The organism is Stenotrophomonas maltophilia (assembly GCF_047497515.2).
Taxonomy (GTDB): Bacteria; Pseudomonadota; Gammaproteobacteria; order Xanthomonadales; family Xanthomonadaceae; genus Stenotrophomonas.
Window position 1 is genome coordinate 19,951 of sequence record NZ_JAXAXL020000018.1, and the last position, 13,014, is coordinate 32,964.

Below are 13,014 nucleotides of genomic sequence, written 5' to 3' on the forward strand. Positions count from 1 at the left end.
CCGTGCACGTCGGACCCAACCATCGGCCGTTGCCCCATCCGCCCCCAGCGGCTATGGTCCCGGGCTGTTCTGACGTACCGGATTGCCCCATGTCACCACGCAAAGCCCTTCCCACCGCCTTGGCCCTCGGCCTGACCCTCGCCGCCGGCGCGCATGCCGATGAAGGCATGTGGATGCCGACCCAGCTGCCGGAACTGGCCAAGCCGCTGCAGGCCGCAGGCTTCAAGGGCAATCCGGCCGACCTGGCCAACGTCACCGCGCCGCCGCTGAGCGCGGTGGTACGTGCCGGCGGTGGCACCGGTTCGTTCGTGTCCGCCGACGGCCTGCTGCTGACCAACCACCACGTGGCGATGGGCGTGATCCAGTACAACAGCTCGCCCGAGCACAACCTGATCGACAACGGGTTCATCGCCAACGGCCGCGCCGATGAGCGCCCGGCCAACCCGGACTTCCGCGTGCTGGTCACCGTCGGCTTCGACAAGGTGACCGACCAGGTGCTGGCGCAGGCGCGCGGCAAGACCGGCCGTGCCTACTTCGATGCGGTGGATGCGGCCAGCAAGCAGATCGTGGCCGAGTGCGAGAAGGACGGCAGCGTGCGCTGCTCGGTGGCCAACATGTACTACGGCACCGACTTCTACCGCATCGCGCAGCTGGAACTGAGCGACGTGCGATTGGTCTACGCGCCGCCGCGTGCGATCGGCAACTACGGCGATGAGATCGACAACTTCATGTGGCCGCGCCACACCGGCGACTTCACCCTGCTGCGTGCCTACGTCGGCAAGGACGGCAAGCCCGCCGCCTACAGCAAGGACAACGTGCCCTACCAGGCGCCGGCACACCTGCAGATGTCGGTGGAAGGACCGAAGGAAGGCGATTACGCGATGCTGGCCGGTTACCCGGGCATCACCTACCGCCACCGCACCGCCGCCGAATTCGCTGGCCAGATCGATGCCGTGCTGCCGCGCCGCGTGTCGGTGTTCCAGCAGATGATCGATACCATCGAGGCCGCCAGCGCCAAGGATGCGCAGGCGCGTACCCGCTACGCCTCGCAGCTGCAGTCGCTGAAGAACAACCGCAAGCGCGCCGCCGGTGAACTGGAAGGCCTGCTGCGCAGCGATGCCAAGGCCCAGCGTGCCGCCGATGAGAAGGCCATGCTGGCCGCGACTGACCGCAAGTACCAGGGTGACATCAAGGCGCTGCTGGCCAACCTGTCGCAGGGTGCGGCGGTGGGCGAGCGTGACCTGCTGCTGGACCAGATGGCGATGCAGAGCCAGCTGCTGCGCTCGGCCTTGCTGCTGGAGCGCCTGCGCATCGAATCGGCCAAGCCGGACGCGCAGCGCGAGAGCGGCTACCAGCAGCGCGACCAGGCGATGATCGAAGGCGTGCTCAAACAGGTGCAGCGCCGCTACGCGCCGGAGGTCGAGAAGGCGCTGCTGACCACCCTGCTGACCCGTTACCAGCAGCTGCCGGACGCGCAGCGCGTGGCCGAGTTCGACGCCGCCTTCGGCCGCACCCCGGCCCAGCTGGCCAAGGCGCTGGACACCCTGTACGCCGGCACCCAGCTGGGCGATGAAGCGCAGCGCCTGTCGCGCTTTGCGGCCGCCCGCGAAGGCAAGGCGCTGGCCGCCGATCCGCTGATCGCCGCGGCCGGCCCGCTGGTGGCCGCGCAGCTGCGCATCGAGAACGAGAGCAAGACCCGCGAGGGCGAGCAGCTGCGCCTGCGCCCGGCCTACATGCAGGCGCTGTTCGCCTGGCGTGCCAAGCAGGGCCGCGCGGTGTACCCGGATGCCAACCGTACCCTGCGCATCAGCTATGGCAAGGTGGAGGCGCTGCATCCGCGCGACGGCGTGACCTACTCGCCGGTGACCACCGTGGCCGGCATCGTCGAGAAGAACACCAACGCCTATCCGTTCGACGCACCCAAGCCGCTGCTGGCGGCGATCGCCAAGGGTGATTTCGGCAGCACGGCCGACCCGGCGCTGAAGACCCAGACGGTCAACTTCCTGACCAACCTGGACACCACCGGCGGCAACTCCGGCTCGCCGGTGCTCAACGCCAAGGGCGAACTGATCGGCCTGAACTTCGACAGCAACTGGGAATCGGTCAGCGCCAGCTGGTGGTTCGACCCGCGCTACAAGCGTGCCGTGCACGTGGACATGCGCTACCTGCGCTGGCTGCTGGCCAAGGTCTACCCGGCGCCCGAGCTGCTGAAGGAAATGGGCGTGCCGGCCCAGTAACGCCGCTTCCTGGTGGGTGCCCACCGTTGGTGGGCACGGACGCCCCAGTCACGACCAACGGTCGTGACCCACCGCCATGACCTACCCTCACGACCAACGGTCGTGATCTACTGGCCCCTGTCCTGACGGAAACACGCGCGTGGTCTCCAGCTGGATCCTGCTGCTGGTCTCGGTTGCCTATGCCGCGCTGCTGTTCGGCGTGGCGTGGTGGGGTGACCGCCGGCCGATGTATCCCGACCGGCCGTGGCTGCGGCCGGTGGTCTACAGCCTGGCGCTGGCGGTGTACTGCTCGTCGTGGACCTTCTACGGCGCGGTCGGTACCGCCGTGCGCAACGGCATCGGCTACCTGCCGATCTACATCGGCCCGCTGCTGCTGCTGTTGTTCGGCTGGCGCATCATCGAGCGCCTGGCGCTGATCGCGCGCAGCCAGAACGTGGTCTCCATCGCCGACTTCATCTCCTCGCGCTTCGGCCGCTCGCGGCGCCTGGCCGCGCTGGTGGCGATCATCGCGCTGATCGGCATCGTTCCGTACCTGGCCCTGCAGTACAAAGCCGTGGCGATGAGCCTGCAGGTGCTCACCGGCAATACCGGCCCGACCGGGTTCTTCAGCGACCCCGCGCTGTATGTAGCGTTGCTGATGGCGTTGTTCGCCACCCTGTTCGGCACCCGCCAGGTCGATGCCACCGAGCACCACCACGGCATGATGCTGGCGATCGCCTTCGAATCGGTGATCAAGCTGCTGGCGATGCTCGCCGTGGGCGTGTTTGCCTACCTGTGGCTGAGCAACCGCACCGACGCGGTGGTTGAATCGGTGCATACGCTGTTCACCGGCCTGCCGCCGGTGGGATTCATTTCGCAGACGCTGCTCAGCTTCCTGGCCATTGTCTGCCTGCCGCGCCAGTTCCATGTGGCGGTGGTCGAGTGCGGCGATGTGCGCGACGTACGCCGCGCGCGCTGGATGTTCGGCGGTTATCTGGTGCTGATTTCGGCCATGGTGCTGCCGATCGCCACCGCCGGTGTCACCCTGTTCGGCACCGGTGGCAGTGTTGCCGACGATTCGATGGTGCTGGCGCTGCCGCTGGCCGAGGGCCGCAACGCGCTGGCGCTGATTGCCTATGTGGGCGGTTTCTCGGCCGCCACCGGCATGGTCATCGTGTCCTCCATCGCACTGGCCACCATGGTCAGCAACGATCTGGTGATGCCGGTGCTGCTGCGTCGCAGTGGCGACCATCAGGAAGCCGCCGACGTCGCCTCGCGCGTGCTGTGGATCCGCCGCCTGGCAATCCTGCTGCTGGCGCTGATGGCCTACAGCTATTACCGCACCAGCAGCAACGACAGCACCCTGGCCTCGTATGGCCTGATGGCGTTCGCCGCCGTGGCACAGTTCGCGCCGGGCCTGATCGGTGGCCTGTACTGGCGGGGTGCCAGCCGCCGTGGCGTAGAGACGGGCATGCTGCTCGGCTTCGCGACCTGGATGTACACCCTGCTGCTGCCGGCGATGACCATGGCCGGCTGGGTCGACGCCGCATGGGTGCAGCACGGCCCGTTCGGCATCGAGTGGCTGCGCCCGCAGCAGCTGTTCGGCATGACCGGCTGGGATCCGCTGACCCACGGCACCTTCTGGTCACTGCTGGTCAACGCGGCGACGATGATGCTGGTGTCGGCGCGCTGGCGCCCCGGTGTGGACGAACGGCTGCGCGCCGCGCCGTTCCTCGACCCGTATGCGGAACGCCCGTCGGTGGCCGGTGGCTGGCCCGGTCACGTGCATGTCGGTGACCTGTTGGCGCTGGCCTCGCGCGTGGTGGGTGAACGCCACGCGCGGCGTTCGTTCTTCGAGCAGGCACAGTCGCTGGGGCGCGAGCTGCAGTCCTCCGCGCCCGCCGACCGGCCCTGGGTGCAGTTCACCGAGCGCCTGCTGGCCGCCTCGATCGGTGCCGCGTCTGCGCGCCTGCTGCTGACCAGCCTGCTGCGCGGCTCGGGCATGGACCTGGGTGAAGTGGTGGCGGTGCTGGACGAGGCCGGGCAGGAGCTGCGCTTCAACCGCGAGATCCTGTCGACGACGCTGGAGAACATCAGTGCTGGCGTCAGCGTGGTCGATCCGGACATGCGCCTGACCGCCTGGAACCGCCGCTACCAGGACATGTTTGGCTACCCCGACGGCATGCTCTACGTGGGCCGCCCGGTGGCCGACCTGATCCGCTACAACGCCGAACGCGGTGAACTGGGCGAAGGCGATATCGAGATCCAGATCAACCGCCGCATCGGCTACATGCGCGCCGGTTCACCGCATGTATTCGAGCGCACCCGCAGCGACGGCAAAGTGATCGAGATGCGCGGCCAGGCACTGCCCGGTGGCGGCTACGTGACCAGCTACAACGACATCACCGATTACAAGCACGCGGAAAAGGCCCTGCTGGAAGCCAACGAGACGCTGGAGCAGCGCGTGGCCGAGCGCTCGCACGAAGCGGAGGTCGCGCAGCAGTCGAAGACCCGCTTCCTGGCGGCAATCAGCCACGACGTGCTGCAACCGCTGAATGCCGCGCGCCTGTTCGCCTCCGCGCTGCGCGACAGTGACCACGTCAGCGACGAACAGAAGCACCTGGCCGAGCGCGTGGATGCCTCGCTGCGCGCTGCCGAAGAACTGCTCGATGGCCTGCTGGATGTGTCGCGACTGGATGCCGGTGGCCTGCACCCGGTGATCGGCGAGTTCGACGTGAGCGCGCTGATGCGCGAACTGGCCGCGCAGTACACCCCGGTGGCCGCCGGCCGTGGCCTGCGCCTGGACCTGTTCGCGCGGCCGGCGTGGGTACGCAGCGACCGCCGCCTGCTGCGCCGCGTGCTGCAGAACTTCCTGGCCAACGCGCTGCGTTATACCCGCCAGGGCCGCATCGTGCTGGCCGTACGCCACCGCGGCGACGAAGTGGAGCTGCAGGTGTGGGATACCGGCCCCGGCATTCCCGAGCACCACATGCGGCAGATCTTCGATGAGTTCCACCGCTACCAGCAGCCGTTCGACTGGGGCGAACAAGGCCTGGGACTGGGCCTGTCGATCTGCCAGCGCATCTCGCGCCTGCTCGATCATCGGCTCAACGCGCGCAGCCGGGTGGGCAGTGGTTCGATGTTCTCGATCATCCTGCCGCGGGTGGCGCCGCTGCCCGGCTATACCGAATTGGCCACGCCGGCACAGGCCGTGGCCGCACCGGTACGCAGCGATTCGCTGGCCGGCCTGCGCGTGCTGTGCGTGGACAACGACGAGGAAATCCTCGACGGCATGCGCGCGCTGCTCGGTCGCTGGCAGGTGCAGGTGATCACCGCCGCGACCGTCGACCAGGCGCTGGAGAAGATCGCCGAGCGCCCGCAGGTGATGCTGGTGGACTATCACCTGCACGACCGCATGGACGGCCTGGACGCGCTGGTGGCGCTGCGCGAGGCGGCGGGCTACCCACTGCCCGGCGCACTGCTGACCGCCGACGGCCGCGACGAACTGAAGCGGATGGCGCGCGAGCGCGGCTACCGCGTGCTGACCAAACCGATCAAGCCAGCCTCGCTGCGCGCCTTCCTGGGCGCGCTGCGCGATGCGCAGTAGTGCCGGCCGCTCGGCAGTAGATCCACGCCATGCGTGGATGTGGCGCCCGGTAGTGCCGGCCGCTGGCCGGCAACCACGCATCTCTCGCCTTCGGCGCGTTATCCCACACCGTGCAGATGTTCGTACAGGATCGTCGCACCGATGATCACCAGGATCACGCCGCCGATGATCTCGGCGCGCTTGCCGACCATGCTGCCCAGCACGCGGCCGAGCATGATGCCGGCAGTGACCATGGTCAGCGTGCACAGGCCGATCACCGCGGCCATCACGCCGATATGCACGTCCATGAAGGCCAGGCCGATGCCCACCGCCATCGCGTCGATGCTGGTGGCGAAGCCGGTCAGCGCCAGCTTCCAGAAGCCGTGGTGCTGCGAAGGATCTTCTTCTTCCTCGGCATTGTCGGGGCGCAGGCCGTTGTAGATCATGTGGATGCCCAGCGCGCCGAGCAGGCCGAAGGCGATCCAGTGGTCGAAGGCTTCGACGTACTGCAGGGCGGCACGGCCAAGCAGCCAGCCGATGATGGGCGTGATCGCCTCGATGACACCGAAGATGATGCCGGCACGCAGTGCATCGCGGAACACCGGCTTGCGCATGGCCGCACCCTTGCCGATTGCAGCGGCGAAGGCATCGGTGGACATGGCAAAGCCGATCAGGAGGATCGAAATGGGGGACATGGGCGGCGGCTGAGGTCGGGCTAGGACGGACGCACGGCCTGCGCTCGCGCCCAACCTGACGTTGCGCGCGCGGGCCGCTGGTCTCGCCAACCATCATGGTTGTCCACGCCACGGCGCACTGGCCGAGCATGTTGACGTGGACGATTCCTGCGAAGGAATCCGGCTACTCCCCAAGGGGACGCGAAGCTTAGCATCGCGATCCGCGCGTGGCGCATTTCCAGCGAAACGCGCAGGCACGGCTGGTTTGTATAGCGATGGCTATAACAGGGCGAAGCAAAGGAGTGCCAAGCAAGCTTGGCACCCACCGGAGCGGTTTCATGCGATTCGCGCGTTTCAGGGAATTGCCGGCCAGCGGCCGGCACTACCGTCAATCCTCTTCCGGCGGCAGCACGATGGCGTCGTCGTCGATCGCCAGCTTGCCGGCCATCAGCACGGCCTGGGTGCGGTTGGTCACGCCCAGCTTGCGCAGGATCGCAGTGACATGCGCCTTGATCGTCGCTTCGGAAACGTTGAGGTCGTAGGCGATCTGCTTGTTCAAGCGGCCGGCGCCCAGCATCTGCAGCACGCGGAACTGTTGTGGGGTGAGCTCGCGCAGGCGCTGGCCCACCTCGCGTTCCTCGCTGCCGGTGGGCGGCACGTTATGCGCTTCCGGCGGTGCCCAGGTCTCGCCATCGAGGATGGTGCCGAGCGCGTGGCCGATGGTGTCCGAGTCGGCCGACTTCGGAATGAAGCCGAGCGCGCCGTGGTCGAGCGCGCGGCGCATCACCGTGGCTTCTTCGCGCGCGGACACCACCACCACCGGCAGGTGCGGGTGCAGCGAGCGCATGTGCACCAGGGCGTTGAAACCCTGCGCACCAGGCATGTTGAGGTCCATCAGGACCAGGTCGGCGTCGTTGTGCTGGTCGGCCAGCGCGTACAGCGCTTCCACGCTGTCGGCCTCGAACAGCTGCACGCCGGGGATGACCCGCTGCACCGCGCCGCGCAGGGCTTCGCGGAACAGCGGGTGGTCATCGGCAATCAGGAGGGTGGTCATGGTCGGGGGGAACCGTGGGGGAAACTGTTTGGGGTCAGAGCCCTTTCCTTGCGGAAAGGGCTCTGACCCCGGGTCGTGCATCAGCGTACCTTGCGCTCGTCCACCAGCGACGCCACCACCGACGGGTCGGCCAGGGTCGAGGTGTCGCCGAGCTGGTCCGGCGCGTTCTCGGCGATCTTGCGCAGGATGCGCCGCATGATCTTGCCCGAGCGGGTCTTGGGCAGGCCCGGCGCCCACTGCAGGTGGTCCGGCGTGGCGATCGGCCCGATTTCCTTGCGCACCCAGGCGACCAGTTCCTTCTGCAGTTCGTCGCTCGGTGCCTCTTCGGCCACCAGGGTCACATAGGCGTAGATGCCCTGGCCCTTCACGTCGTGCGGGAAACCGACCACGGCCGCTTCGGCCACCTTCGGGTGCGAGACCAGCGCGCTTTCCACTTCGGCGGTGCCGATGCGGTGGCCGGACACGTTGATCACATCGTCGACGCGGCCGGTGATCCAGTAATAGCCGTCCTCGTCGCGGCGGCAGCCGTCGCCGGTGAAATAGCTGCCCGGGTAGGTGCGGAAATAGGTGTCGATGAAACGCTGGTGATCGCCGTACACCGTGCGCATCTGGCCCGGCCAGGAATCACGGATGATCAGGTTGCCCTCGGTCGGGCCGTCCTGGATCTCGCCATCGGCATTGACCAGCGCCGGCTGCACGCCGAAGAAGGGCAGGGTGGCCGAGCCCGGCTTGAGGTCCATCGCGCCGGCCAGCGGCGAAATCAGGATGCCGCCGGTTTCGGTCTGCCACCAGGTATCGACGATCGGGCAGCGGCTGTCGCCGACCACTTCGTAGTACCAGCGCCAGGCTTCCGGGTTGATCGGCTCGCCGACGCTGCCAAGCAGGCGCAGCGAGGCGCGCGAGGTCTTCTTCACCGGCTCCTCGCCCTCGCGCATCAGCGCACGGATGGCGGTCGGGGCGGTGTAGAAAATGCTGACCTTGTGCTTGTCGATCACGTTCCAGAAGCGCGAGGTATCCGGATAGTTCGGCACGCCTTCGAACATCAGCGAGGTTGCGCCGTTGGCCAGCGGGCCGTACACGATGTAGCTGTGGCCGGTGACCCAGCCAACGTCGGCGGTGCACCAGTAGACGTCATCCTCGCGCAGGTCGAACACCGCCTCATGGGTGTAAGCCGCGTACAGCAGGTAGCCGCCAGTGGTGTGCAGCACGCCCTTGGGCTTGCCGGTGGAACCGGAGGTGTACAGGATGAACAGCGGGTCTTCCGCGTTCATGCGCTCGGGTTCGCAGGTGGCCGACTGGCTGTCCACCACGTCGTGGAACCAGCGGTCGCGCGGGGCCTGCATGTCGACCGCGCCGCCGGTGTGGCGCACCACCAGCACGGTTTCAACCGTGTTCGTGCCTGGCAGCTTCAGCGCGGCATCGACGTTGGCCTTCAACGGAATCTTCCGGCCACCGCGAAGGCCTTCGTCGGCGGTGATGATCAGCTTGCTCTGGCAGTCGCTGACGCGGTCGGCGATCGAGTTCGGCGCAAAGCCACCGAACACCACCGAGTGGATCGCACCGATGCGCGCGCAGGCCAGCATGGCCACCGCAGCGTCGACGATCATCGGCAGGTAGATGGTGACCCGGTCGCCCTTCTTGACGCCCAGGTTGCGCAGCGCGTTGCCGAGGCGGCAGGTGCGCTCGTACAGCTCGCGATAGGTCACGTGCTGGGCCGGCGCGTCGGGGGCATCCGGTTCGAACAGCAGCGCGGTCTTGTCGCCGCGCGTGTCCAGTTGGCGGTCCAGGCAGTTCACGCTGGCATTGAGCTCGCCATCCTCGAACCACTTGATGTGGAAATCGGACAGGTCGTAGCTGACGTTCTTGATCTTCGTCGGCGTGCGCATCCATTGCAGGCGCTCGGCGGCCTTGCCCCAGAAACCATCCGGGTCGGTCACCGAAGCCTGGTACTGCTGTTCGTACGACGTCTTGTCGATGCGTGCCTCGGCGGCGAACTGCGGATCGACGGGGTAGATATCAGCCATGGCACCCTCACTTGCACGTTGACTTTGTATGTGCGATCGCAGCATCGCAGCGACCGATTCCCCTCAGTTTGCCCCATCCACCCCCTGCCGCGTCACCGCCACGCTTAGACCATGGTCGAAAGTGAGCGCCCAGCAGGGCCGGGTTCGACCAATGGCGAATAGCCGCTATACATAAACGCCCCGCAGTCTCGGCTCGACCGTGCCCCACGCGCGGCATCACCTTGCCACTTGGGAGAGAGGGCAACATGAGCCACCGTACGTTGAAAGCCGTGCGCACACCTTTGGCGGCCTGCCTGTTGGTCGCCCTGGTCGCACCGGGCATGGCGTTCGCAGAGACCGCCAAAGGAAGTACTCCGCGAGAGCGGGCACTGGAAACACGCGTTGCCGAACTGGAACGCCAGGTCCAGCTGCTGCTGTCTTCGCAGCAACAACAGCAGACCCAGATCAGCCAGACCCAGCAGGCGGTGACCGAAGTCCGCACGGTGCAGGCCGAGCAGAAGCCGGTCGCACAGGTGCCGGCCGGGAAGCAGCCGATCCAGGTCACCACCATCACTCCGGGCGCCGCGCCGGGCACCACGGTCAAGATCGGCGGTTTCATCAAGGCCGACTTCCTGGCCACCCAGACCAGCGATGGCCAGCTGGCCGACGATGCCACCGGCCGCGCGCTGTACCTGCCGGGCCAGACCCCGGTGGAAGGCGCCGGTGGCACCGGCAAGCGTTCGGGCACCGATTTCAACGCCCACGCCAAGTTCTCGCGCTTCAACCTTGGCATCGACAACGTGAGCGAATCGGGCAACAAGGCCGGCGCGTTCTTCGAGATGGACTTCTTCGGCAATTCGCTGGGCAACCAGACCGCCACCAACACCTATGGCGTGACCCTGCGCCACGCCTACATGTACTGGAACAACTGGCTGGCCGGCCAGACCTGGTCCAACTTCATGGATGCGGCCGCACTGCCGGAAGCGGTCGACTTCGTCGGCCCCACCGACGGCGTGATCTTCGTGCGCCAGGCCCAGGTGCGCTACACCCAGGGCGGCTTCAGCGTCGCGCTGGAAAACCCGGAAACCACCACCCTCACCGGTACCCGCAACCCGGTCACCGGTGCCTGGACCAACACCAGCGCCAACTCCGATCGCGGCAGCCTGCCCGACCTGACGATGCGTTATGGCTGGAAGGGCGACTGGGGCACCTTCGGTGTTGGTGGCATCGTCCGCCAGCTGAAGGTCGACAACCAGGCCACCGGCGCCAAGGCCGACAAGGTGGCCGGCGGCCTGACCCTGGGCGGCAAGTGGGTGATGGGTGACAGCGATTCGCTGCACTACCAGCTGACCGGCGGCGAAGGCATCGCCCGCTACATCGGCCTGGGCATCACCGCCGACAGCGCCTATGACGTGGCCCGCGACGAGCTCAACCCGACCGGCGTGCTTGCCGGTTATGTGGGCTGGCGCCATGCGTTCTCGCCGAAGCTGCGCACCAACCTGATCTACGCGCGCAGTGACTACGACAACGACAGCGTGCTGGGCCCGCTGGTGACCAAGAGCGTGCAGAGCGTGCGCGGCAACATCTTCTACTCGCCGCTGCCCAAGGTCGATATCGGTGCCGAGCTGATGTACGGCCGCCGCGAGATCGAGAACGGCAACAAGGGTGACATCACCCGATTGCAGTTCACCACCAAGTACAGCTTCTAAGAGCGTGCCGGCCAACGGTCGGCACCCACCGAATTGAGTGCCGACCAAGGCCGGCATCTACCGAGGGAAATGTCCCATGTCCAGCACTGCATCAAGTCCGCACAATCCAGCGGGCACCCTGACCCAGGGCCACAAGAAGGTCATCTTCGCATCGAGCCTCGGCACGGTGTTCGAGTGGTACGACTTCTTCCTGTACGGCTCGCTCGCCGCGATCATCGCCAAGCAGTTCTTCAGTGGCGTCAACGAAACCACCGGCATGATCTTCGCCCTGCTGGCGTTCGCTGCCGGCTTCTTCGTGCGTCCGTTCGGCGCGGCCTTCTTCGGCAGCCTCGGCGACCGTATCGGCCGCAAGTACACCTTCCTGGTCACCATCCTGATCATGGGCATTTCGACCTTCCTGGTCGGCGTGCTGCCCAACTACGCCACGATCGGCTTTGCTGCCCCGGTCATCCTGATCGTGCTGCGCCTGGCCCAGGGCCTGGCGATGGGCGGTGAGTACGGCGGAGCTGCCACCTACGTGGCCGAGCACGCGCCGGACGACAAGCGTGGCCTGTACACCAGCTTCATCCAGTGCACCGCCACGCTCGGCCTGTTCATGTCGCTGCTGATCATCCTGGCCTGCCGCTATTTCCTCGGCAATGAAGCCTTCGAGGCCTGGGGCTGGCGCATCCCGTTCCTGGTTTCGATCCTGCTGCTGGGCATCTCGGTATGGATCCGCCTGCAGCTGAGCGAGTCGCCGCTGTTCCAGCAGATGAAGTCGGAAGGCAAGGGCTCCAAGACGCCGTTCCGTGACAGCCTGAAGGGCGGCAACCTGAAGCTGATGCTGCTGGTCCTGCTCGGCGCCGCGGCCGGCCAGGCCGTGGTCTGGTACGGCGGCCAGTTCTACGCGCTGTTCTTCCTCAGCAGCATGCTGAAGGTCGATGCCACCACCTCCTACCTGTTGATTGCCGCCGCACTCGCGCTGGGCGTGCCGTTCTTCATCTTCTTCGGCTGGCTGTCCGACCGTATCGGCCGCAAGAAGATCATCCTGGCCGGCTGCCTGCTGGCTGCCGTCACCTACATCCCGATCTTCAAGGGCCTGACCCACTTCGCCAACCCGGCCATTGAGGAAGCCCGCAGCAGCTCGCCTGCGCTGGTCGTGGCCGATCCGAACACCTGCTCGTTCCAGTTCGATCCGGTGGGCCTGCGCAAGTTCACCAGCTCCTGCGACGTGGCCACCGCCGCGCTGACCAAGGCCGGCGTGCCGTACGACGTGCAGCCCGCCGCCGCCGGTTCGCTGGCGATGGTGAACGTGGGCAGCGCCAGCGTCACCTCGTATGAGGCCGCTGGCCTGACCAAGGAAGAAGGCAAGGCCAAGGCCGATGCGTTCGGTGCCGAACTGAAGGGTGCACTGACCACCGCGGGTTACCCGGCCAAGGCCGATGGCGCGCGCATCAACATCGCCGGCACGATCTTCATGCTGTGGCTGCTGGTGCTGTACGTGACCATGGTCTACGGCCCGATTGCCGCCTACCTGGTCGAACTGTTCCCGACCCGCATCCGTTACACCTCGATGTCGCTGCCGTACCACATCGGCAACGGCTGGTTCGGTGGCTTCCTGCCGGCGATCTCGTTCGCGCTGGTGGCCGGTACCGGCAACCTGTACTACGGCCTGTGGTACCCGATCATCATCGCGCTGATGTCGGTGGTGGTGGGCGGCCTGTTCCTGCGCGAGACCAAGGACGTGGATATCACCAAGTAAGCGGCGTGCCGACCCACGGTCGGCGCCCACC

7 protein-coding genes are annotated in these 13,014 nt (G+C 66.9%); 4 read left to right on the forward strand and 3 right to left on the reverse strand.

All coding sequences use genetic code 11. The features are described 5' to 3' along the window. Positions 1-89 precede the first annotated feature (89 nt). Positions 90-2,237 (forward strand): S46 family peptidase, encoded by a 2,148-nt coding sequence (locus ACMZPQ_RS19290; RefSeq protein WP_197583543.1) that lies wholly within the window; start codon positions 90-92, stop codon positions 2,235-2,237. A 139-nt stretch (positions 2,238-2,376) separates the two neighbouring features. Next, positions 2,377-5,823, forward strand: a complete 3,447-nt coding sequence (locus tag ACMZPQ_RS19295; RefSeq protein ID WP_197583544.1) for a NahK/ErcS family hybrid sensor histidine kinase/response regulator — start codon at positions 2,377-2,379, stop codon at positions 5,821-5,823. Positions 5,824-5,921: 98 nt separating this feature from the next. On the opposite strand, the gene ACMZPQ_RS19300 is transcribed toward ACMZPQ_RS19295, so the two are convergent. The 3 genes from ACMZPQ_RS19300 to acs form a co-directional block, all read right to left on the reverse strand. After that, the gene (locus ACMZPQ_RS19300) at positions 5,922-6,497 is read right to left on the reverse strand and encodes a manganese efflux pump MntP (protein ID WP_197583545.1); all 576 of its coding nucleotides are present in this window, start codon (positions 6,495-6,497) and stop codon (positions 5,922-5,924) included. 367 nt (positions 6,498-6,864) lie between these two features. Further along, a complete protein-coding gene (locus tag ACMZPQ_RS19305) occupies positions 6,865-7,530 on the reverse strand; it encodes a response regulator transcription factor (protein ID WP_006477308.1) in 666 nt (221 codons plus the stop codon). A gap of 80 nt (positions 7,531-7,610) precedes the next feature. Further along, entirely contained in the window at positions 7,611-9,554 is a 1,944-nt protein-coding gene (gene acs / locus ACMZPQ_RS19310; RefSeq protein WP_197583546.1) for an acetate--CoA ligase, read from the reverse strand. A 245-nt stretch (positions 9,555-9,799) separates the two neighbouring features. Here acs and ACMZPQ_RS19315 point away from each other — a divergent pair, with 245 nt between their 5' ends. Then, the gene (locus tag ACMZPQ_RS19315; RefSeq protein WP_197583547.1) at positions 9,800-11,242 is read left to right on the forward strand and encodes a DcaP family trimeric outer membrane transporter; all 1,443 of its coding nucleotides are present in this window, start codon (positions 9,800-9,802) and stop codon (positions 11,240-11,242) included. A gap of 76 nt (positions 11,243-11,318) precedes the next feature. Continuing rightward, positions 11,319-12,983, forward strand: a complete 1,665-nt coding sequence (locus ACMZPQ_RS19320) for an MFS transporter (RefSeq protein WP_312646715.1) — start codon at positions 11,319-11,321, stop codon at positions 12,981-12,983. Positions 12,984-13,014: the final 31 nt, after the last annotated feature.